At 61.1% G+C, this 21,700-nt stretch carries 17 protein-coding genes; 13 read left to right on the top strand and 4 right to left on the bottom strand.

Going from position 1 to position 21,700, the window contains the following annotated elements; all coding sequences use genetic code 11:
* Window positions 1-64 precede the first annotated feature (64 nt).
* The 11 genes from JJD74_RS18295 to pgaD all read left to right on the top strand — a co-directional run bounded on the left by JJD74_RS18295 (window position 65) and on the right by pgaD (window position 14,263).
* Window positions 65-493, top strand: a complete 429-nt coding sequence (locus tag JJD74_RS18295) for a MarR family winged helix-turn-helix transcriptional regulator (protein ID WP_042557041.1) — start codon at window positions 65-67, stop codon at window positions 491-493.
* Window positions 490-2,553 carry an FUSC family protein gene (locus JJD74_RS18290; RefSeq protein WP_047299244.1) on the top strand — a complete coding sequence of 688 codons (2,064 nt, stop codon included), beginning with the start codon at window positions 490-492 and terminating at the stop codon, window positions 2,551-2,553. Before JJD74_RS18295 ends, JJD74_RS18290 begins: the two co-directional genes overlap by 4 nt.
* The gene (locus tag JJD74_RS18285) at window positions 2,550-2,759 is read left to right on the top strand and encodes a DUF1656 domain-containing protein (RefSeq protein WP_007917703.1); all 210 of its coding nucleotides are present in this window, start codon (window positions 2,550-2,552) and stop codon (window positions 2,757-2,759) included. Before JJD74_RS18290 ends, JJD74_RS18285 begins: the two co-directional genes overlap by 4 nt.
* Window positions 2,756-3,643 (top strand): efflux RND transporter periplasmic adaptor subunit, encoded by an 888-nt coding sequence (locus JJD74_RS18280; RefSeq protein ID WP_047299245.1) that lies wholly within the window; start codon window positions 2,756-2,758, stop codon window positions 3,641-3,643. Before JJD74_RS18285 ends, JJD74_RS18280 begins: the two co-directional genes overlap by 4 nt.
* Window positions 3,640-5,082 carry an efflux transporter outer membrane subunit gene (locus tag JJD74_RS18275; RefSeq protein WP_042557044.1) on the top strand — a complete coding sequence of 481 codons (1,443 nt, stop codon included), beginning with the start codon at window positions 3,640-3,642 and terminating at the stop codon, window positions 5,080-5,082. The genes JJD74_RS18280 and JJD74_RS18275 overlap by 4 nt, the downstream gene beginning before the upstream one ends.
* 93 nt (window positions 5,083-5,175) lie before the next feature.
* Window positions 5,176-5,811, top strand: a complete 636-nt coding sequence (locus JJD74_RS18270) for a hypothetical protein (RefSeq protein ID WP_047299246.1) — start codon at window positions 5,176-5,178, stop codon at window positions 5,809-5,811.
* Between the two features lie 317 nt (window positions 5,812-6,128).
* Window positions 6,129-7,634, top strand: a complete 1,506-nt coding sequence (locus JJD74_RS18265) for a YdgA family protein (RefSeq protein ID WP_200616435.1) — start codon at window positions 6,129-6,131, stop codon at window positions 7,632-7,634.
* A gap of 257 nt (window positions 7,635-7,891) precedes the next feature.
* Window positions 7,892-10,372 carry a poly-beta-1,6 N-acetyl-D-glucosamine export porin PgaA gene (gene pgaA / locus JJD74_RS18260; protein WP_200616432.1) on the top strand — a complete coding sequence of 827 codons (2,481 nt, stop codon included), beginning with the start codon at window positions 7,892-7,894 and terminating at the stop codon, window positions 10,370-10,372.
* A 12-nt stretch (window positions 10,373-10,384) separates the two neighbouring features.
* Window positions 10,385-12,382, top strand: coding sequence for a poly-beta-1,6-N-acetyl-D-glucosamine N-deacetylase PgaB (gene pgaB / locus JJD74_RS18255; RefSeq protein ID WP_047299249.1), 1,998 nt, complete (start codon window positions 10,385-10,387; stop codon window positions 12,380-12,382).
* A gap of 1 nt (window position 12,383) precedes the next feature.
* Complete coding sequence (gene pgaC / locus JJD74_RS18250; protein WP_200616428.1) at window positions 12,384-13,739, top strand: poly-beta-1,6-N-acetyl-D-glucosamine synthase; 1,356 nt, start codon at window positions 12,384-12,386, stop codon at window positions 13,737-13,739.
* Window positions 13,736-14,263 carry a poly-beta-1,6-N-acetyl-D-glucosamine biosynthesis protein PgaD gene (gene pgaD / locus JJD74_RS18245; protein ID WP_042557050.1) on the top strand — a complete coding sequence of 176 codons (528 nt, stop codon included), beginning with the start codon at window positions 13,736-13,738 and terminating at the stop codon, window positions 14,261-14,263. Before pgaC ends, pgaD begins: the two co-directional genes overlap by 4 nt.
* A gap of 99 nt (window positions 14,264-14,362) precedes the next feature.
* Here pgaD and JJD74_RS18240 read toward each other — a convergent pair whose 3' ends face one another.
* Entirely contained in the window at window positions 14,363-15,886 is a 1,524-nt protein-coding gene (locus tag JJD74_RS18240) for an FAD-dependent oxidoreductase (protein WP_200616425.1), read from the bottom strand.
* Between the two features lie 139 nt (window positions 15,887-16,025).
* On the opposite strand from JJD74_RS18240, the gene JJD74_RS18235 reads away from it, so the two are divergent.
* Together JJD74_RS18235 and JJD74_RS18230 are read left to right on the top strand one after the other, a co-directional pair.
* Window positions 16,026-16,586, top strand: a complete 561-nt coding sequence (locus tag JJD74_RS18235) for a YbhB/YbcL family Raf kinase inhibitor-like protein (RefSeq protein WP_200616423.1) — start codon at window positions 16,026-16,028, stop codon at window positions 16,584-16,586.
* Window positions 16,587-16,938: 352 nt separating this feature from the next.
* Complete coding sequence (locus JJD74_RS18230; RefSeq protein ID WP_200616421.1) at window positions 16,939-18,360, top strand: aminotransferase-like domain-containing protein; 1,422 nt, start codon at window positions 16,939-16,941, stop codon at window positions 18,358-18,360.
* Here the strand turns inward: JJD74_RS18230 and panB are convergent.
* The 3 genes from panB to JJD74_RS18215 are packed head-to-tail and all read right to left on the bottom strand — an operon-like array spanning window position 18,345 to window position 21,699.
* The gene (gene panB / locus JJD74_RS18225; RefSeq protein WP_200616418.1) at window positions 18,345-19,163 is read right to left on the bottom strand and encodes a 3-methyl-2-oxobutanoate hydroxymethyltransferase; all 819 of its coding nucleotides are present in this window, start codon (window positions 19,161-19,163) and stop codon (window positions 18,345-18,347) included. The two genes, JJD74_RS18230 and panB, sit on opposite strands and share 16 nt — an antisense overlap.
* Window positions 19,164-19,205: 42 nt before the next feature.
* Window positions 19,206-20,459: an ATP-grasp domain-containing protein gene (locus JJD74_RS18220; protein WP_042557055.1), complete on the bottom strand. Its 1,254-nt coding sequence runs from the start codon at window positions 20,457-20,459 to the stop codon at window positions 19,206-19,208.
* Window positions 20,440-21,699 (bottom strand): methylaspartate mutase, encoded by a 1,260-nt coding sequence (locus JJD74_RS18215; protein WP_042557056.1) that lies wholly within the window; start codon window positions 21,697-21,699, stop codon window positions 20,440-20,442. Before JJD74_RS18215 ends, JJD74_RS18220 begins: the two co-directional genes overlap by 20 nt.
* Between the last annotated feature and the right edge of the window lies 1 nt (window position 21,700).

Genomic DNA, 21,700 nt, shown 5'->3' with positions numbered 1-21,700 from the left:
TATTGATAGTTAGCAAACTAACAGTATCTATTTTCCCGTGCCCAATTCCCTCGACGCTCTCCAGATGAACATCAGCAGTGCCATGGTGGTGGCCGCCAGGCATTGGCGGAAGATCTGCCAGACCACGCTGGTCAACTATGGAATCTCCGAAGCCTGCGCCGTCCCGTTATTAATGATCGGGCGGCTGGGCGAGGGTGTGCGCCAGGTGCAAGTGGCACAGGCGGCCGGGATGGAGAGTCCGTCGCTGGTGCGACTGCTCGATCAGTTGTGCCACGCCGGCTATGTCTGTCGCACCGAAGACACACAGGATCGCCGCGCCAAGTGCCTGAGCCTGACCGACACCGGTCGTGAGTTGGTGCAAGCGGTGGAAGTCGAATTGGTGCGTCTGCGTCACGAAGTACTCGAAGGCATCGACCAGAGTGATCTGGAGGCTACGCTTCGGGTACTCAGAGCTTTTGAGGCGGCCCATCCGCCCGTGGTGGTTAATTCTTGAACGGTTTTTTTTCAGGCATTCCGCCAGCCCGGGACTGGTTCTACGGGATTCGCACGTTTGCCGCATCGATGCTCGCGCTGTACATCGCCATGCTCATGCAAATGCCGCGTCCCTATTGGGCGATGGCCACGGTTTACATAGTTTCCAGCCCATTTCTCGGGCCGACCAGTTCCAAGGCTTTGTACCGCGCCATCGGTACTTTTCTCGGTGCGGCGGCGGCGGTGTTTTTTGTGCCGATGTTCGTCCAGAGCCCTTTTGTACTGGTGGTCGTCATCGCCTTGTGGACGGGGATTTTGCTGTTCCTGTCGCTGCATTTACGCACCGCCAACAGTTACGCATTGATGTTGGCCGGTTACACGCTGCCGTTGATTGCCTTGCCGGTGGTGGATAACCCGTTGGCGGTGTGGGATGTGGCGGAAGCGCGTACCGAAGAGATTTTCCTCGGCATTGCCGTCGCCGCTGTCGTTGGTGCGATGTTCTGGCCACGTCGCCTTGCGCCGGTGTTCAACGATGCCGTGGGCAAATGGTTCGCCGACGCGTCGACCTACAGCCTGAAGTTTCTCAGCCGCGACGTGCAGCCCGAAGAAGTCACGGCCCTGCGCATGGCGATGGTTGCCAGTTTCAATAGCCTTGAATTGATGATCGGCCAGTTGCCGCACGAAGGCGCGCGGCCGCAAACCGTGCGCAACACCAAGGAACTGCGCGGGCGAATGATCCACCTGTTGCCAGTGATTGATGCCCTCGAAGACTCGCTCTATGCCCTCGAACGACGCACGCCGGAGCTGGTGGAAAAATTCGCGCCGTTGTTGGCCGCGACGCGTGAATGGCTCGACCACAACGACGCCGATCTCGACCGCTGGCAGGCACTCAAGGATCAGCTCGAAGCCTTGCAGCCAAGCGCCGAAGCACTTGAGGACCGCAAGCAGTTACTGTTTTCCAACGCGATTTATCGCCTCGGCGAATTCATCGATTTGTGGCAAGACTGCCGCAGTCTGCAAGACGCAATTCTCTGCGAGCGCCAAGACAGCTGGCGCGCGGTTTATCGCCACTGGCGCCTCGGCCGCCTGACGCCGTTTATCGACCGTGGGCTGATGCTCTATTCGGTGGCGTCGACCATTCTGGCGATCATTGTCGCCTCGGTGCTGTGGATTCTGCTCGGCTGGCCGGATGGCGGCAGTGCGGTGATTCTGGCGGCAGTCGCGTGCAGCTTCTTCGCTTCGATGGACGACCCGGCGCCGCAGATTTACCGGTTCTTTTTCTGGACCGGCATGTCGGTGCTGTTCGCCAGCCTGTACCTGTTTTTGATTCTGCCGAATCTGCACGATTTTCCGATGCTGGTATTGGCGTTTGCCGTCCCGTTTATTTGCGTTGGCACCCTGACGGTACAGCCGCGTTTCTACCTCGGCATGCTGCTGACGCTGGTTAACACCTCGTCGTTCATCAGTATTCAGGGTGCTTACGATGCGGACTTTTTTGCCTTCGTGAACTCCAACCTGGCGGGGCCGATCGGCCTGCTGTTCGCGTTCATCTGGACACTGGTGGCGCGTCCGTTCGGTGCCGAGCTGGCAGCCAAACGGCTGACCCGCTTCAGTTGGAAAGACATTGTCGACATGACCGAGCCGGCCAGTCTCGCTGAACACCGCAAGCTGGGCGTGCAGTTGCTTGATCGGCTGATGCAGCACCTGCCGCGTCTGGCGCTGACTGGCCAGGACACCGGCATTGCCATGCGCGAAGTGCGCGTGGGCCTGAATCTGCTCGACCTGCTCGCCTACACACCGCGAATGACCGGCATACCGAAGGCACTATTGCAGCAAGTGGTTAGCGAGGTCGGCGGGTATTTCCGCGCTTGCCTCAAGGCTGGCGAACGCCTGCCGGCTCCGAGCCCTTTGCTGATGACCCTGGACCGCACCCGCCGTGCGCTCAATGGCCACGGCGACGAAGAAACCCGGCTACACCTGTTGCACGCCCTGAGCGGTTTGCGTCTGGCATTGCTGCCCGGCGTTGAATTCGTTTCCAGCGCCGAGCCCGAAGAACCGCTGCCCGATGGAGCGCCCCTATGATCGGTGATCTGGACATCAGCGGCATTTTCCTGCCGACCCTGCTGGTGTTGATGGGCATCACTTATGTGCTGTTTTTGCTGGTGCATGCCGTGCTCACGCGCGTGCACTTTTACCGTCTGGTCTGGCACCGGGCATTGTTCAACGTGGCGCTCTACGCCGTGCTTTTGTACGGCGTGGACTCACTCAGTCGATACCTGATGACATGAAAAAACCGTTTTTGACCATCGGTCGCGTGGTACTGACCCTGCTGATCGTGACTTTTGCCGTTGTCCTCGTCTGGCGCATGGTGATGTATTACATGTTCGCGCCGTGGACCCGCGACGGCCACATTCGCGCCGACATCATCCAGATCGCCCCGGACGTTTCCGGGCTGATCCAGCAGGTCGAGGTGAAGGACAACCAGTTGATCAAGCGTGGCCAGGTGCTGTTCAGCATCGACCAGGATCGTTTCAAACTGGCGCTGCGTCAGGCCAAGGCCGCGGTCGCGGATCGCGAAGAAACCCTGGCGCAAGCGCAGCGTGAAGCCAAGCGAAACCGTGGATTGGGTAATCTGGTGCCGGCCGAGCAACTGGAAGCGAGCCAGTCGCGTGTCGCCCGTGCGCAATCGGCGCTGGCCGAAGCGCTGGTGACGGTGGACAGCGCGCAGCTCAACCTTGATCGCTCGGTAATCCGCAGCCCGGTGGATGGCTACGTCAACGACCGTGCGCCGCGGCCTCAGGAATTCGTCACCGCCGGGCGTCCGGTGTTGTCGCTGGTCGACAGCAACTCCTTCCACATTGACGGCTATTTCGAAGAGACCAAACTCGACGGCATTCATGTCGGCCAGTCGGTGGATATCCGTGTGATTGGCGACCGTGCGCGGCTGCGCGGGCATGTCGAAAGCATCGTCGCCGGCATCGAAGACCGCGACCGCAGCAGCGGCAGCAACCTGCTGCCAAACGTCAACCCGGCGTTCAGTTGGGTGCGGCTGGCGCAGCGGATTCCGGTGCGCATCGCCTTCGATGAGGTGCCGGCAGACTTCCGCATGATCGCCGGGCGGACCGCCACGGTGTCGATTATTGACGACAGGAAACAGGAGCCCGAGCAATGAACAAGGCCCTGATGATCGCCGGGTTGGGCGTGATGCTCTCGGCCTGTCAGATGGTCGGGCCGGATTATCAGGTGCCCGATGAAGCGGCCGTCCAGCGCAAGGATTTTCAGGGCGAGCTGGCGGTGGCCGGTAAACCGGTGGTCTCGGCGCCGGTGCCGGCTGACTGGTGGCGCCTTTATAAGGACCCACGTCTGGATCAACTGGTGCAGCAGGCCATGGCCTCCAACACGGATCTGCGCGTGGCGGCGGCGAACCTGTCGCGGGCCCGCGCGCAGGTCGATGAAGCCGAAGCGGCGGGTGGCTGGAGCGCTGGCGTAAAAATGGGCGCGCAGCGTTTGCAGGAATCCGGTCAGGCATTCCTGCTTCCGGAAAAAGTCCCGGTCGATAACGTCGGCGATATCGGCATCAGCGCTTCTTATCAATTCGATCTGTGGGGCACCTTGCAACGCGGCATCGAAGGTGCGAAGGCCAACGCCGATGCCACCCAGGCAGCAGCTGATACTGCGCGAATCACGTTGGTGGCTGACGTGGTTCGCGCCTATACCCAGGTGTGTGCGGCGAATGAGGAGCGGGAAATCGCAGAGCACTCTCTCGATCTGCAAGCGCAAAGCACCACGTTGACCCAGCGCTTGCGCGATGCCGGACGTGGCGACGAAACCCAGGTCACCCGCTCGCAAACCCAATTCAAATCTCTGCGCGCTGACCTGCCGCGTTACGAAGCGGCGCGTCAGGCTGGACTGTTTCGTCTGTCGATGCTGCTGGCCAAACCCGTCGATCAATTGCCGACGGGCACAGCGACCTGCGCCGAGCTACCGAAAATCGCGCAATTGGTGCCGGTCGGTGATGGCGCCGCGTTGCTCAAGCGCCGCCCTGATATTCGTCAGGCCGAGCGGCGGCTGGCCGCTTCGACCGCCGGGATCGGTGTTGCCACTGGCGAGTTGTACCCGGACATCAGCATCGGCGCGACGATCGGCACCGTCGGCCTTATCGACGACCTGGGCGACCCATCGACCAATCGTTGGGGCTTCGGTCCATCGCTGAGCTGGAAGGTGCCGACCAACGGTGCCCGCGCACGCATTCGCGAGGCCGAAGCGTCTACGCAAGGCGCGTTGGCGCATTTCGACGGCGTGGTGCTCAACGCCATTCGCGAAACCCAGACGGGTCTGGCTCAGTACACTGCCTTGTTGCAGCGCCGTGATGCACTGGCCGATGCCGAGCAATCGGCGAAACTGGCTGCAGACCAGACGCACCGCTTCTTTCAGGCCGGCCGCGAGTCGTTCCTCGCCGACCTGCAAGCGACCCGCACCTACACGGATGTCACCGCGCAACTGGCCGCTGCCAACACTCAAGTCGCCATGAGCCAGATCGATTTGTTCCTCGCCCTCGGCGGCGGTTGGGAAAGCGGACGAACGCAAGCCTCGAGCCCGAGCAAACCCTGACGCCGTAGCTATGCTTGAAGTGTTGAAAGGGCGCCCCGTGCAAAAGCGTCCCTTCAGCGCACATTGCTAGCGCTGGTCTAGGGGAAACCAATAATGAAAAACCCTTACGCTCTCGGCTTCTGGTGCTCGTTGGCAGCGCTGGTGCTGCTTTCGGCCACCTATTTCTACGGCATCATGCTGGCCCACCAGATCGACAAGGCGATGATTTTCCTCGACAGCGCCGTGGCGTTGATCGCGGTGATGGCAATCGTCGTGGTGGCCTGGGCGTCTGTGCAGGTTCAGCGAGTCAAGAAACGACAGCTCGAACGAGGCAAGACCCTGGTGCTGATCTGGGACACCAAAGTCGCCCTGCGCCGGGTCGAAACCGTGTTCGACCGGTATTTCTGGGGCAGCTATTGGCAACCCGGGCGTACCTTCGCCGAGGTCATGGGCGAACTCACCGGCACGCCGCTGGAAAAAAGCCTCGAAGCGCTGAAGAAGCAATGCCTGGAACTCGACAAGCAATTCGACGACGAGGGCTGGCATTGGCTGAACAATGCCCGTGAACTGTCCGATGTCGCCACGGCCATGGCCCGTGAGCGCTATCAACTGGATTACTGCGACCCGCGCGCCGATGGCCCGAGTGGCGCGGTAATCGATCGGGACTTTGAAGTGCTGGTGTATACCTGGACTGCGCGGTTGAAGAGCTTTGATCATCAGCTGGATGAGATTGAGGTTCAGTATTCCTGATCTTCTGTGAATCACCTGGCCTCATCGCTGGCAAGCCAGCTCCCACAGGTTTTTGTGGTGTTCACAAGTTTTGTGATCACCCAAGGCTCTGTGGGAGCTGGCTTGCCAGCGATGGCGTCTGCAAAAACAGCGAAACTCTTCCAGCCTGCCCACTGTCCACACGCCCCATAGACACTCTTTCACCTTTAAACATTGGGCCGTCTTCCGCGCCCGGTGCTAATCTGCACCGCTAATTCAAGCGGAGTCGAGCCGTAACCCGGTCACGGGTTCAGGGAAGACGACCACACTTTCAGCCACGGAAATCGATCAGGTCATTCATGAATAAATCAGCAGGCGTGCTACTCGGAATTGTTGTTGCCATTGGCGCGATCAGCGCAGGCGGGGCCTGGTACACCGGGACCAAGATCGAAGGCGTACTGAACAACGCCGTCACCAACGCCAACAAAGAACTGCAAACCGCGATGGCCGGCTCCAACGGCACGGCGTCGCTGGAACTGGTGTCGCTGGAGCGCCACACGTTCACCAGCACCGCGCACTATCGCCTCAAAGGTGAAGGTGAGTTGTTTGGCGATGCGCCGGTCGAGCTGCTGTTTGTCGACCACATCGAGCACGGCCCGCTGCCATTCTCGCGTCTGGTGTCGCTGAAGTGGCTGCCGGTCATGGCCACCAGCAACTACGAGCTGGAAAAGAACCCGGCCACCGAAAAATGGTTCGCTGCGACCAAGGGTGCAGCACCGCTCAAAGGCGTGACCAACATCGGCTACGACGAATCCACCACCAGCACCATCGACCTGCTGCCGCTGGAAACCGCACTGGATGCGCAATCGAGCCTGAAATTCTCCGGCCTGACCATGAATATCTCCGCCAGCGCTCAAGCGCAAAAGGTCAAGGCTGACGGCTATATGGACAGCCTGAAACTGGTCACCGTGGCTGAAGACCAGGCGCCCGTGCAGATCGAACTCAACGGTCTGACCCTGGCCAGCAACCTCGCCAAGAGCAGCTACGGCTACTACACCGGCGCCAACACCCTGGAACTGACCAACAGCAAGACCACCTTCGGCACCAAGCAATCTGTGCTCGGCGTGAAGGGCTTCGAGATGAAGAACCTCACCGAAGAAAGCGGCAGTAATGCGTCCGGTCGCGCCGATTACAAGGTTGACGAAGTCACCCTCAACGACAAGAAAATCGGTTCCGCCAACCTGGCATTCAGCCTGAAGAACCTCGACATCCCGTCGACAATGTCGTTGATGCAGATCTATCAGACCAAATTGCAGCCTTACGAAAAAGCCGCTGCCGAAGCTGCAGAAGCAGGCTTGCCGGCGCCGGAACTGAACCTGACCGAAGCTGAATCGGCTCAGGTCAAAGCCGATCTGCAAAAGCTGCTGGCGGCCGGTCCGCAAGTGGCGCTGGAAAATCTCTCGCTGAAAACCGCCAATGGTGAAAGTCGCGCCAATCTGGTGATCGACCTGACCAAGCCGCAATCGATGGACCTGCCGCCGGATCAACTGGCCAAACAGCTGATCGCGTTGCTCGATCTTAATATCGTCGTGTCCAAGCCAATGCTGATCGATCTGCTCAGCGTTCAGGCGCAGCTTGATGGTCAGACCGACGCCAAAGCCATTGTCGATCAGGCCAGCGGTGCGGCCGACATGTTCTCCGGCATGGCCGTTGGTTCGCAGTTCGCGACCGTAGAGGGCACCAATGTCGTGACCAAGCTGCATTACGCCGCCAATCAGGTGGAATTCAACGGCCAGAAAATGACCGTCGAGCAGTTCGTCGCCTTCCTGATGAGCAAGTTCGCGGGCGTCACGCAAGTGCAGTAATACAGCGTCCTTAATAGCAACGCCCGGCCTCTGTCTTGCACAGGCGCCGGGCGTTTTGCTGTCTGGTATTCGGGTTTTCAGCGCTCCGGGAGCAAGCTGCCATCACGATTCTGAACAATTATTGTGTTCCGAATTTTGCTCCGCGCTTGCGTGCAAACTGCCTGACCAAGCTTGGCCTAGCCGTTGTTGGCTTGGCTCCGTTACGAATGGGCAAGGAGGGCATTGCGACCCGGCTAGCCATGTAAGGATGCTGACGAATGCCGCGTATTGATGTTCCCGTATTGCATCGTGGTTTACGCCCTTTGTTCCGCGTAGCGTTGTGCAGCCAACTACTTTGGCCGGCACTCGCGTTTGCCGATACACCCTATGACGAAATGGTGCGCGACGCCCGTGCCGGGCAAACCACGCCTGCGCTGACGGTGCTGCGTCAGGTACCGCCGGGCCAGGCGACCACCGGACAGATCAGCGATCACCTGCAAATTGCCAGTTGGGCCGGGCTCGACGCCGAAGTGGTGCAGGTCTATGAAACCCAGGGCCGCGGCCGCGTGCTGCCGATTCAGGCGCTGACGGCCACTGCTCGCGCCTATCGCAACCTTAAACGTTGGGATCAGGCGACTCAGGTCTACAACAAGGCCTTGGCCCTGGAGCCAGACAACGCCGACCTGCAACTGGGCCTGGCCCTGACTCAGGCTGACGCCGGCGAACCCGATCAAGCCGTAACTCGCGCCAAAGCGCTGGTCGCCGCCAAGCCTGATGATCCTTCTCGCCGTTTGGCACTGGGCTACGCGCTTAGCCGTGCCGGCAAGCAATATGACGCGCTGTTCGAATACGATCAGGCTTTCATCCGCGCTGGACACAAACCGGAAGTCGCCCGCGAATACGTGGTCGCGCTGCAAAAAGCGCGTCTGCCGGAACCGGCACTGCGCCTGGCCTACCAGCGTCCGGGTCTGATCGATCCGGTCACCCTGCGCCGCCTCGAGGGTGATCTGGCTGCCGAACGCGTGCGCCTCGCTGAACTCGCGACCCGCAGCGAAAAAGAACGCTACGTGATCGCCGATCGTGCCTTGGCCGATTACGACAAACTGCTCGCCACCTGGACGCCCGACGCCAGCGCCAAAGACGACGTGACCCGCTGGCGCATCGACCGCATGGGCGCGCTCAAGGCCCGGGCGCGGACCGCCGACATCATCAGCGAATACCAGAGGCTGCAAGCCGAAGGCGTGAAGATTCCCACCTACGCCCAGCGCTGGGTGGCGGCAGCCTATCTGGACCAGCGCGAGCCAGAGATAGCCTCTGATCTGTATCGCCAGGTGCTGTCGGCGCCGGACGCCGATGTCGGTGATCGTCTGGAGGACACCACGGCGCTGTACTACTCACTGCTGGAAAGTGATCGCGCCGACGAAGCGCGCAAAGTCGCCGAAGACCTGGCCAAGTCTCAGCGTCCACGCGTTGAACTCAAGGGCTTGCCAATAGGCAACCCGAACGATGAATGGATGGACGCCCAGCAACTCGCGGCGCAGGCCGGTATATATGGCTCCGACCTGCCCCATGGCGAAGAGCGTTTGCAGACGCTGGTCGATCAGGCGCCGGGCAACCTCGGTTTGCGCCTGGCTCAAGCCGACCTGTACCTGGCCCGCAACTGGCCACGTCGCGCTGAAATCCAGCTCAAGGACACCGAAAGCATGGTGCCGCGCGACATGGGCCTGGAAGTTGCTCAGGCCCGCACCGCCATGCAGTTGCAGGAATGGCGGCAGATGGATGCGCTGACCGACGATGTGGTGGCGCGTTATCCGGACAACCGTCAGGTACAGCGTCTGGCCCGTGAGCGTGAAGTCTACGACATGTCCGAACTGCGCGTCGAAGCCTATGGCGGCAAGGCCAATGGCGGTGGCAGCGGCGATGCTGGTGCGGTCAGTGGCAGTCGCGATTTCGGTATCCAGACGACGTTGTACAGCCCGTCGATAGACGAGGACTGGCGCGTGTTCGCCGGTGCCGGTTATGCCACTGGCGACTTCGCCGAAGGCACCGGCCATCACCGCTTCCAGCGCGTAGGTCTGGAGCGTCGCACCCGCGACATGACCCTCGAAGCCGAAATCTCCAATCACGATTATGGCTTCGGCGACAAACAGGGGGCGCGTCTGGCGATCGCCCGCGACATCAATGACAACTGGCAGTACGGCGGCAGCCTCGAATACCTGTCGGCGCAAACGCCGTTGCGCGCGCTCAACAGCGACATCAAGGCCAACGGTGGCAGCGGTTTTATTCGCTGGCGCGCCAACGAAAGCCGCGAGTGGCGGCTGTCGGTGAGCCCGTCGCACTTCAGTGATGGCAACAACCGCGTCGAAGCCTTGCTCACCGGTCGCGAAGGCGTCTACAGCGCGCCGAACGTGCAAGTCGATGCGGGCCTGGAAGTCGGCACCAGCCACAACTCCAAATCCGATGACGTGCCGTACTTCAACCCCAAATCCGACTTCAGTGTGATGCCGCTGATCAACGTCAATCACGTGCTCTACCGCCGTTATGAAACCTCCTGGAGCCAGCAGTTCCAGGCGGGTGCGGGTACGTACAGCCAGCGTAATCACGGCACCGGCGGCATGGCGTTGCTCGGCTACGGCCAGCGTTATGCCTGGAACGACGTGTTCGAGGTGGGCGGTTTGTTCAGTGTGATCAACCGGCCCTATGACGGCGATCGGGAGACCGATCTGCGTCTGCTCGTCGACCTCACTTTCCGCTTCTAGAAGAGTTTGAAGATGCCTTTTATTTCGCGTTTCATCCTTCTGCTGGGAGCGCTGCTGGTCAGCGCTTGCGCCCAGCAAGCCCCGGCCTTCACGCCGCCTTCCGAGCGCCCGGTGGCGGCCAGTGAAAAACCGTGGCCGAAGAATCACGTGCTCGGCATTGCTTATCACGATGTCGAAGATCTTGATCCCGACCAGGCCGTGGTGGCGGTGCGCACCGAGCGCATGATCGAACAGCTCGCATGGCTGCGGGAGAACAACTACAAACCGGTCACGGTCGACCAGATCATGGCCGCACGCAAGGGCGGACCTGAGTTGCCGCCGAAGGCGATCCTGCTCAGTTTCGACGATGGTTATTCAAGCTTCTACACCCGCGTGCTGCCAGTGTTGCGCGCCTATAACTGGCACGCGTTGCTGGCGCCGGTCGGCACCTGGATCGACACGCCGCTCAACCAGCCAGTGGATTTTGCCGGTACGCCGCGAGCGCGCTCCGACTTCCTGACCTGGGAGCAGGTACGCGAGATCTCCAGATCCGGGCTGGTGGAAATCGCCGCCCACACCGATGCCAACCACAAGGGCATTCTCGCTAACCCGCAGGGCAACCTGCAGCCTGCCGCCGCGACCCGACGCTACGATCCGCTGACCAAACGCTATGAATCCGAGGCCGATTTCCGGGCGCGGATTCGCACTGACGTCAGCAATATCTCGGAAAAAATCCGCAAGGCCACCGGTTACAAACCGCGGGTCTGGGTTTGGCCATACGGCACGGCGGACGGCACTTCGCTGACAGTGGTGGGCGAGGAGGGCTATGAAATGGCCCTGACCCTCGACGACGGTCTCGACGCCCTCGACAACCTGATGAGCAGCCCGCGCTTCCTCGTCGCCTCCGATCCTGACGGCACGCATTTCGCCAACAGCGTTGTCTCGGTGCAGTCGGATTTCGCCATGCGCGTGGTGCACGTGGATCTGGACAACGTCTACGATCCGGACCCGGTGCAGCAGGACATCAACCTCGGCAAACTGGTGCAGCGCATGGCCGACATGGGTGCCAACACCGTATTCCTGCAAGCCTTCGCCGATCCGCAGGGCGACGGTCTGGTGCACTCGCTGTACTTCCCTAACCGCCACTTGCCGGTGCGTGCGGATATTTTCGACCGTGTGGCCTGGCAACTGCGCACCCGTGCTCACGTGAAAGTCTTCGCCTGGATGCCGGTGCTGAGTTTTGCTCTCGATTCGAAATTGCCGCGTGTGATGAGCTGGAACCCGGAAACCGGTACCACCTCGGTTGCTCCTGATCAGTACAAACGCCTGTCGCCGTTCGATCCGGAAGTACGGCGGATTATCGGTGAAATCTACGAAGACGTGGCGCGCCTGACTTCGGTCGACGGCATCCTTTACCACGACGATGCCGTGTTCTCGGACTTCGAAGACGCCGGCCCGCAAGCATTGAAGGTATACGCCGCAAACGGCTTGCCGGGTTCGATCGCGGCACTGCGTGATGACCCGGCGGCGATGCAGCGCTGGACGCGCTTCAAGAGTCGTTACCTGATCGATTTCACCAACGACCTCACCGCCAAAGTCCGCGCCATCCGAGGGCCGCAAGTGCAGACCGCGCGCAACATCTTCGCCGAGCCGATGCTCAATCCACACAGTGAAGAATGGTACGCACAGAACCTCGATGACTTCCTCGCGACCTACGACTGGACGGCGCCGATGGCCATGCCGCTGATGGAAAAACAGACTCAGGAACAGTCTGGCCCATGGCTGGAAAAGCTGGTGCAAACCGTCAGCAAACGCCCCGGCGCGCTGAACCGCACGGTATTCGAATTGCAGGCCCGCGACTGGACGAAAAAGGATCAGGCCGACATCGATGGCGCGCATCTGGCGGACTGGATGGGCCGCCTCAAGCGTCAGGGCGCGACGAGTTTTGGCTACTACCCGGACAACTTCCTCGACAACCTGCCGGACCTGAAAACCGTAAGGCCTGCACTCTCCAACAAATGGAACCCATGACATGCTGGATAGACTGTTAGCCCTGCTTGTTCTGGCGCTCGTCCTCGGCGTACCGCTGGGGCTGATCTTCCTGGTCACCGGGCAGTTCCTGATGGACTTCGTGTTTTTCTACCCGTTGTTCATGTCTGGCTTGTGGATTGCCGGTGGCCTGTATTTCTGGCTGCACTGGGAGCGGCACTGGCCGTGGAAGGACGACACGCTGCCGCCGTCACTGGAAGGCGAGCCGCTGATCTCGATCCTGATCCCTTGCTACAACGAAGGCGAAAACGCCGCCGACACCATCCATGCGGCGCTGGCCCAGCATTACCCGAACATCGAAGTCATTGCGATCAACGACGGCTCCAAGGACAACACCGCCGAAGTGCTCGACCGGCTGGCCAAGGAAGACCCACGGCTGCGGGTCCTGCACCTGGCGGAAAACCAGGGCAAGGCTGTGGCCCTGCGTATGGGCGCGATTGCCGCGCGCAGTGAGTATCTGGTGTGCATCGACGGCGATGCGCTGCTGGCGCCGAACACGGCGGCCTATCTGGTGGCGCCGATGCTCGATAACGCACGCCTTGGCGCGGTGACCGGCAATCCGCGGATCCGTACGCGTTCGACGCTGGTCGGGCGGGTGCAGGTCGGCGAGTTCTCATCGATCATCGGACTGATCAAACGCACTCAGCGCGTGTTCGGACGGATCTTCACCGTGTCCGGCGTAATCGTCGCGTTCCGCCGCACGGCGCTGAACCGGGTGGGCTACTGGAGCCCGGACATGATCACCGAAGACATCGACATCAGCTGGAAACTGCAACTCGATCACTGGAGCATCTTCTACGAGCCCCGCGCCCTGTGCTGGATTCTGATGCCGGAAACCCTCGGCGGCCTGTGGAAGCAGCGGTTGCGCTGGGCACAGGGCGGCGCCGAAGTGCTGTTCAAAAACATTCGCGGCATCTGGCAATACCGCCACCGTTACCTGTGGCCGCTGCTGTTCGAATACTGCCTGTCGACCGGTTGGGCGTTCACCTTCCTGCTGTCGGTGATCTTCTGGGGCGTCGGCAAATTTGTGGTCATGCCAGAAGCCATCGCGGTGGACCACCTGATGCCGCCGGCATTTACCGGGTTGCTGCTGGCGTTTGTGTGTCTGGTGCAGTTTGCGGTCAGCATCGTCATCGACCGCCGCTATGAACCGGGGCTGGGCCGCACGATGTTCTGGGTGATCTGGTACCCGTTGGTGTTCTGGTTGATCAGTCTGCTGACCACGCTGGTCAGTTTCCCCAAGGTGCTGTTCGGCCAGCATCAAAAACGTGCGCGTTGGGTCAGCCCTGATCGGGGCATCAAACCGATCGGCGACGACGAAGAGGAAGTCATCAAATGAAAATCATCAGGACTCGCCAGCGGCCAATCCTGGTCGTGATCGACGTTATCCTCACGGTGGTGGCCTGGGTCGGTCTGCTGCTTTTGCTGATGCGCGGGCTATGGCCGCTGCTAGAAACCCACGCCGGTGCGCCGCGCATCGACAGCTCGGCGTTCGATGCGCTGGGCACGTTGCAGATTTACCTGTGGATCGCTGTGGTCAACGCCGTGATCCTGATTGCATGGGCGCGTTATCAACAGCGCAAAAGCAGAAGCTTCGCTCAGCGTCGTTTGCCGTCACCGGTGATCGACGATGCAGGGCTGAGCAAGAGTTTCAAACTTTGCGATGACAGTCTGCAGAAGCTGCGCACGCCCGGGGTGATGACCATCCACAACGATCAGGAAGGTGACATCAGTCATGTGGTGACGCATTTCTGGCCAATGACACAAGCGCAGTTGCCATCGCCACTGGCACCGCTGGAGCATCCTCGAGTGATCTTTTTGCACGCCGAAGACGACGATAATCGTGAGCCGCTGACCCGCTAAATGAACTGAAGCCCCTGTAGGAGCTGTCGCAGGCTGCGATCTTTGGATCTTTTAACGTCAAAAGATCGCAGCTTGCGGCAGCTCCTACAGGGATCGTGTTTACTCGCGGATCAATTGCCACGCCTCTTCAATGGATAGCGGCTGCTTCATGCGCTCGGCCAGCATCGCCATCGCCCGTTCTTTTTCGCAGGCCACTGCCGCGACAACGATACCGTTTTTGCCGAACAGGCCGATGAAGGGCGGCTGCTCGGGTTCACCCATGAATTCGACCTCATCCCATTGCTCGGTATGGCCGAGATATTCGTAGTTCTTGCCGAAGTGCCACGTCCAGAAAAACGGCACATCCAAGTAGTGCTCATTGCCACCGAGCATGTTTGCGGCGGCGATTCGCGCGTGTTGTTGGGCCAGGCGCCAGTGCTCGATGCGCAGTGGCTGGCCTCTCAACGGAAACGTGGCGATATCGCCAATCGCCCATAGACCTTCAGCCACCCGCATACCGTCGTCAACACGCAGTGATTGATCCTTTTCCCTGGGCAATGACGCGAAAGCTTCTGTGGCCGGATGCACACCGACGCCGGCCACCACCAGATCCGCCGAAAGCCGCAAACCATTGTCGAGCAACACTGCCTCGACCTTACCGCTGCCGGTGATCTCCTGCGCCTCATACTCGGTGACGAACTTCACGCCGTTTTCTTCGTGCAAGGCGCGGATGGCTTTTCCCACAGCGTCGCCGAACTGAGCGGCGAAAGGGACCGCGTGGCGAGCGAGGACGGTGACGTCGAGACCATGCTGGCGCAGGGCCGAGGCACATTCGAGGGCAATGAAACTGTCGCCGATGATCACTGCGCGCTGATCGGGTGCGGCGGCGTTCATGATCTGTTCGGCCTGGGCTTTTGAGCGCAGGAGGAACACCTGCGGCAGATCCGCGCCGGGCAACTCCAATGGATTGGGCTCGCCGCCGGTCGCCAGCACGGCTGCATCGTAATTCACGGTTTGGCCATCGCGCAGGTGAAGGGTTTTTGCTGCGGCGTCGAGCGAACTGATTTCGCCTTGAATGCGCTCGATGCGCTGCTCTTTATAAAAATCTTCATCGCGCAGCGGTGGGGTTTCTTCCGGCGACATTTCCCCGGCGAGGACAAATTTGCTCAGCACCGTGCGGTCGTAACCGGCGTCAGGTTCGCGGTCGATCATTTTGATGCGCCCGCCGAAACCCTTTTCCCGCAGCGCCGCCGCGCACGCAGTACCTGCCGCACCGGCACCGACAATCACGAACGTGCGTGTATCGTCAGCCGGCGGGATGTGCGGATCGGCGATCGGCTGGTCATCCACCCAAACCTCATCGCCGCGCACCTCCAGCGGGTAACGCTTGAGGCTGTCGAGAGCGGGCGGTTCGCACAACGCACCGTCTTCAGCGCGAAAGGCTGCCTTGTGCCACGGGCAGATCAGCCGCCCGTGACACAACGCGCCGTCAGCCAAAGGCGCGCCGGCATGCGGGCATTCACCCTGAAACGCTCGTAATTCGCCGGCGGCACGCAGCAACACAATCTTGCAGTCGCCGATTTTCACTTCCAGACCACGATCTTCAGGAACATCGGCGAAACGGGCGACACGGTGCAGAGACATGTTCGGCTTCCTCGCGGGGATTTCTCTTTCGAGTTTGCAGCGCAGTGCGAGGTTCAGCCATTTGCTACTGCCAAGGCACGAACGGTACAGCTATAGTTTGCAAGCCGACGACGGCCCAACTGCACAAGGTGCTCCCGGAATGACCCGATTGACCTCTCTCAACCCTTGGCTGGCGGCCATTGCCGTCGCCCTTTGCGTGCAGTTTCCGGCGCATGCCCAGGAGCGCTTCACTCTCAGCATCCCGGGTGTGTCCGATAACCGTCTGTTCACTTCGGCAGCGGCCAGTGATGCGGCCGGTTGCGGCGGCAAGAACCAGTCACCGGCGCTGAGCTGGAACGCCGGCCCTGCCGGGACCCTGAGCTACGCGATTGTCATGCACGACCCGGACGGCCAGAAAGGCCTGGGCGTCGATCACTGGATTCACTACGGCATCAAATCCACGACTCACCAGATTGCCGCAGGTGTCGGCGCCAAATCCGCTTTCGAAGGCGTCGGCGGCACCAACAGCAAGGGCAACACTCATTACATGGGACCGTGCCCACCGGTGGGCGACAGCGCGCATCACTACATCATCCAGCTCTACGCCCTGGATCTGGCCCCGGATGCCTTGCCTGCCGGTTTGACCCGAGCCGAACTGATGGAAAAAATCAAAGGCCATGTGCTGCGCAACAGCAGTGCGGTGCGGCGTTACCATCGCTGATAGGGGCTGGCCAGCTGCGCGTTCCGTCCGGGATGCGCGGTTACCCTTGGCATCGGCCGATGAAAGCGAGCACTATCGGCGCTGTTCCTGACGGTCGACGCCGGGCAGGGCGCTTACCCTATGGATGACACGCGTGATTCATCCAGCGGGAAACTTGCGGAACAACCCGCAGGTCCCAGATAACGACTTCACCCCTTCGCAACGTCCATTGCTGATGATGTTTTAAAACTGCGGGCATCCGTTCGATGCCCGAGCGTTGGCATGGATGGCCGAGTGCAAGTGTTTCCCCCGTGGTTCCGACCGCGCGTGGCAAGCGCAGTACCTAACGCACCAGGATTTAAAGCGATTGAGCATGAACCCAAATAAAGATTCGACATTTGCCTATCAGGCCGTTTACCGCTATCTCGTCGAACTGATCGAAGCCGCGAGCCCTGAGGGAGAACAGAAGCTGCCGTCGTTGCGACAATTGGCGCAGCGCTTGAATGTCTCAGTGTCCACGACCAAATACGCCTATTCCCTGCTGGAAGACCAAGGGCGTATCTACGCTCGGCCGAAGCTTGGCTACTACACCCGCGCCATGCCATCGGCGCTGCTCAACGAAGGTTCGCCGAACCTGCTCGACAACGTGTTCTCCAACGCTCGGCAACCGGGAATGCTGGCGCTGAGCAGTGATGCCCCGGCCATGCTGCTGTCGCTGGAAAACCCGTTGTTGATGACCGAACGCGAACTGACGCGCCAGTACCCGCGCTCGCATGCGCCGCTGTATCAACCGTTCGGCGAAACCGAATTGCGCAGTGTACTGGCCGATCGTTATACCCGTTCGACGCGTTGCTACTGGCGTGCCGAACACGTTTACATCGGTTCCGATCTGCGCAGTGTGCTTGATTTGTCCCTTGAGGCGTTGAAGTTGACCGGCACTGTGGCGCTGGTGGAATCGCCGTGTTCGTGGGCGATTTTGCGGCAACTGCACGCGGCGAAAATCCGCGTCATCGAGGTGCCGCTGGATGACGATGGCCGCTTTGACTTGCTCAAAGTCCAGGCGTTGTTGCAGAGAGAACCCATCGCTCTGGCGGTGTTGTCCTCCACCGTGAACATTCCCCACGGCAGTCTGATGCCTGCCGAGGACAAGCAAGTGATCTGCCGCTGGCTGGCGGAGCGGCGCATCTGGCTGTTCGAAAATGACTGCTATGGCGAATTCAGCTTCGTTCCTGCAGCCGCGCGCTACCGTGACTTTGCCGACCCGGAACGGCTGCTGGTGTTTTCCACGTTCGACAAGATCATCGGTTCGGAGGCGCCGTATGGCTTTGTGCTCAGTCGCTTTCAAGGACCCGAGCTGCATCGGCTGTTTCTGGAGCGAGCCTTTCGTTTGTCGCCGATTCGGCAAAAAGCGATTGCCAAGCTCTACACCACACGGCGCATCGACCAACACACGCAGATGTTGCGCAGCATGCTGATCGACCGCATGCAGCGCATGAAAGCCATGCTGCACGAACACACGGAGGGTCAGTTACGCATTGTCGCCCCGCAGGGCGGCGCGGCGTTCTGGATCGAGGCCACGCGCCCGGTGAACATGCGCCGGGTATTTGAGCGCTTGTTGGCCAAACGCATCGTGATTGCTCCCGGCGAAATCTTCAGCCAGCAGGGGGCGTGGCGGCATCATTTGCGCCTGAGCTACACCATCGACTGGAGCAAGGACATCACCCACGCGCTGAAAATGCTGACTCAGGCCATTCAGGATGAAGGGTCGATGGCTGGCGCTCAGTTGATGCCATAGCAATGCCGGAGTTCGGGGAATGTGCCCGCGCGGACTTCGTCGGCGAACGCCTCGCACGCCACGCGGATCTGCGCGCCAACATCGGTGTATTGCTTGACGAAGCGCGGTACGTGATCACCCCCCAGCCCTAGCATGTCCTCGGTCACCAGCACCTGACCATCGCACGCCGGTGAAGCACCGATGCCGATGGTCGGCACGGGTGAAAAATCGCTGATCCGGCGCGCCACGCCTTCGGCCACGCCTTCGAGCAACAGACCGAACGCTCCGGCCTCAATATGGGCGCGCGCATCGGCTTCGAGGTTCATGGCGCCTGCTTCATTCATGCCCTGGGCCTTGAAGCCACCCATGGTGTTGACGTACTGCGGCATCAGGCCGACATGGGCCATCACCGGGATGCCGCGTTTGACCAGAAACTCCACGGTTTCGGCGAACACCGCGCCGCCTTCGAGCTTGACCGCATCGCAACCGGTGCGCGCCATCACCTGCGCGCAGTTGCGGTAGGCCTGCTGCGGCGATTCCTGATAACTGCCAAACGGCATGTCGGCAATCACGCAGGCCAGTTGGGTGCTGCTGACCACAGCGCGGGTGAAAACGATGGTTTCCTCTAGGCTCATGTCGAGCGTTGAGCTGCGGCCAAGTCCGACCATGTTGGTCGAATCACCCACCAGGATGAAGTCGACAACGGGGTCCATCAGTCTGGCCATCCAGCTCGTATAGGCAGTCAGGGAGACAATTTTCTGTTGCCCCTTCATCGCGACCAATTGAGGAACGGTAAGTCGTTTGGTTCGGGTATGCAGGCTCATGGCTCTCTTCCTTGTTAAGCCCCGTGGTCGGGGCGTCAGTGATTACAACCAATCCCTTTCCCATCCACGCCATGCGTCGTAATCAGCGTCGATGCGTTCGCTCTGTGGGTGCAGCAGAAACACTGCAGCCGGTGAGCTGTTCAGGTCTACGGTGGGGGCAATCCTTGCCCCTTCGGCGAAGCGGAACCTGGCGTTGTGAAAACTCGGCAAGGCTTCCAGGCGCTGGCGCACATGCTCCTGCGCAAACAGCCCGTGGCGGTGAGCGATCAGGTTCATTCCCCGCGCGTGTTGCAACAGCTGATAACGTTTTGGCCACTGCGCCAGACGCGCCGGGTCCAGATAACTGAGGCAGGTCAGGGCCACCTGATCGTTGCCGGTGGCCGCGTGCAGGGCGGGCGGACAGGCCAGTCCGGACAGGCGTGCACCGGTTTCCAGCAGGCGCGGGCCATTGCCGGTCAGGATCAACTCGGTGTGCGCCGGGCCATGCACGATCCCCAACGCGTCGAGCACGCCTTGCACATACTCAATCAGTTGCGGCAGCTCGCGGGCGTCCGCCGGCAGCAGGTCCTCGCGGTCATAGATCTTGCGGCCGTCGGCGGCGAAGGTCTTCGAGCATTTCCAAACGTCGGTTATCCAGTGCTCGCCCGCGTGGCTGACGGTGTTGATCACGTATTCGGCGCCTGTCAGGTATTCCTGCAGCAGTACCGCTTTATTGTTGAGCATCATCAGATTGGTGGCGCCGAGGATCGACTCGATGGCTGCTTCCAGCTGCAGCGCATCGTGGCAGATGAACACGTTGTCCGAGCCGGCACTGTCCAGCGGTTTGGCCACTACCGTTTCGCCGCCGCGGGCCTTGAACCAGACCAGCGCCCGCTCCAGCGAGCTGGTGCGCAACTGTGCCGCCACCGGCAACCCGGCCTCGGCCACGCGTTCAGCCATCAATGACTTGTCGCGACGCGCGGCGGAGGTCGCCGGATTATTGCCGGGCAGGCCCAGGCGTGCGGCCAGCAAGTCCGCCAGTTCTACGCCGAATTCGCTGCCAGTCAGCACGGCGGCCGGGTGATAGGCGGCGAGTTTCAGCAACAATGCTTCAAGGCCTTCTTCGGCGACGCTGAAGTCCTCGATGAACAATTCTTTCGGGCAGCTCGCGGCAAATGCGGCCGGCATGTGCGCGCGTGAACGCACATGGAGCAGAGGCCGCTGTCCGGCCAGTGAGCGGGCCAGCAGGGCGCCGGTCGAATAAGCGTCGACCAGAATCAACGGCGCGGCGCTGGAATCAATGCAAGGGTTGGTCATAACGGTTCACCGTGTAATGCAACATCTGAAACAGCTCGGACGAGCTGATGCCGGGGCCGTCCACTGACCAGCCACTGCTGCGAGGCAACGGCAAACTGCCGGTGTTGCCCCAGCGCAGCGCGCCTTGATCGTCGATACGGGTGGTGGCGCGCCCCGGGTTGTCCGGGTGCAGGCAGTAGGGAATGTCGAGCAAGCCGCGCGCGAAGGCCTGCACCAGTGCCACGCCGATGTCGGCGTGCAGATTGAGTACGGTCTCCACCAGTCGCCGCGCTTCGAACAGCGTTTGCTGGTAATAGCCGGCGCTGCCCGCGTCAATCGTCGGGAGGTCGCCGGCGGCGACTTCGGCGGCCATGCGCAAGGCATCAAGGTTGTCCTCGACCGAGGGAATCTGCCGCGATTCGGCGATGGTCTTGACGATCAACCGCTCGCAACCTGCAGCCTTGGTCAGCCGCGCACTGTCGCAAATCAAACGCCGCGCGCCGTGGCTGGAGGTCGGGAACACGCCCATGTACGAATACACCACGACATGCCAATGATCGCCGTCGAGATACCGGGCGGCCAATTCGCGCAATGCCTGCAACGCGCCGAAATCCTGTTCCATCGACGTGCCTTGGGCGTAGCTCAACGAGACGCTGCGCACCCCGTGCTGACGGAAAAACAGGGCTTCCAGCAAGGTCATGGCGATAAGCAGCGAGGGCGGGCACAACTGCCCCAACAGACAGCCGCCGAAACTCTCGATATGCGCATGCTCGGTCGCGCCCGCCAGCACCTGACAGCTCTGCGCCCAGGCACTGACCGCCTCGGCCAACGGCAGACGGCTGTAGGGCATGCAGTACGACACCGGGCCGCCCTCCGTGGCGTCCAGACCCAATGCTGCCAAGCGCTGAAAAACGTTCTGCGGTTTGGCCGTGCCGTGGCGGATCTGAATCGGGAACTCCGCGCTGTACAGTCCGGCGAGCATGCCGCGCACCGCTTCGATTGGATGGCTGATGATCGGAAACCCGTTCATCGGCGCCGAACTGTTCAGGCACTGCAAAGCACTCTGGTAATCGCCGACCCGGGTATAGCTGTCGAGCGTGATGGTGCCGATGGCCGCGCAGGGCAGGGCGGCGACGCTCGCCAGCCCCGCGCGCATCTGGCTGAGTGCGCCAAAACCCATGCGCGGTTGCACCACCAGCTCATCGCGGGCGCGGGCGCGCTCGATGAACTGTTGAAAATGGCCGCCGTTGAACGCCGTCATG

This window comes from Pseudomonas sp. MF6776 (assembly GCF_016613125.1).
Lineage (GTDB): Bacteria > Pseudomonadota > Gammaproteobacteria > Pseudomonadales > Pseudomonadaceae > Aquipseudomonas > Aquipseudomonas iridis.
This window is presented reverse-complemented; position numbering and strand designations above follow the sequence as displayed.

Excerpts from the sequence above, each read along its gene's own strand:
- JJD74_RS18295 (WP_042557041.1), top strand. The coding sequence starts at position 65 with ATGAACATCAGCAGTGCCATGGTGGTGGCCGCCAGGCATTGGCGGAAG.
- JJD74_RS18285 (WP_007917703.1), top strand. The coding sequence starts at position 2,550 with ATGATCGGTGATCTGGACATCAGCGGCATTTTCCTGCCGACCCTGCTG.
- JJD74_RS18280 (WP_047299245.1), top strand. The coding sequence starts at position 2,756 with ATGAAAAAACCGTTTTTGACCATCGGTCGCGTGGTACTGACCCTGCTG.
- JJD74_RS18275 (WP_042557044.1), top strand. The coding sequence starts at position 3,640 with ATGAACAAGGCCCTGATGATCGCCGGGTTGGGCGTGATGCTCTCGGCC.
- JJD74_RS18270 (WP_047299246.1), top strand. The coding sequence starts at position 5,176 with ATGAAAAACCCTTACGCTCTCGGCTTCTGGTGCTCGTTGGCAGCGCTG.
- JJD74_RS18265 (WP_200616435.1), top strand. The coding sequence starts at position 6,129 with ATGAATAAATCAGCAGGCGTGCTACTCGGAATTGTTGTTGCCATTGGC.
- pgaA (WP_200616432.1), top strand. The coding sequence starts at position 7,892 with ATGCCGCGTATTGATGTTCCCGTATTGCATCGTGGTTTACGCCCTTTG.
- pgaB (WP_047299249.1), top strand. The coding sequence starts at position 10,385 with ATGCCTTTTATTTCGCGTTTCATCCTTCTGCTGGGAGCGCTGCTGGTC.
- pgaC (WP_200616428.1), top strand. The coding sequence starts at position 12,384 with ATGCTGGATAGACTGTTAGCCCTGCTTGTTCTGGCGCTCGTCCTCGGC.
- pgaD (WP_042557050.1), top strand. The coding sequence starts at position 13,736 with ATGAAAATCATCAGGACTCGCCAGCGGCCAATCCTGGTCGTGATCGAC.
- JJD74_RS18240 (WP_200616425.1), bottom strand. The coding sequence starts at position 15,886 with ATGTCTCTGCACCGTGTCGCCCGTTTCGCCGATGTTCCTGAAGATCGT.
- JJD74_RS18235 (WP_200616423.1), top strand. The coding sequence starts at position 16,026 with ATGACCCGATTGACCTCTCTCAACCCTTGGCTGGCGGCCATTGCCGTC.
- JJD74_RS18230 (WP_200616421.1), top strand. The coding sequence starts at position 16,939 with ATGAACCCAAATAAAGATTCGACATTTGCCTATCAGGCCGTTTACCGC.
- panB (WP_200616418.1), bottom strand. The coding sequence starts at position 19,163 with ATGAGCCTGCATACCCGAACCAAACGACTTACCGTTCCTCAATTGGTC.
- JJD74_RS18220 (WP_042557055.1), bottom strand. The coding sequence starts at position 20,459 with ATGACCAACCCTTGCATTGATTCCAGCGCCGCGCCGTTGATTCTGGTC.
- JJD74_RS18215 (WP_042557056.1), bottom strand. The coding sequence starts at position 21,699 with ATGACGGCGTTCAACGGCGGCCATTTTCAACAGTTCATCGAGCGCGCC.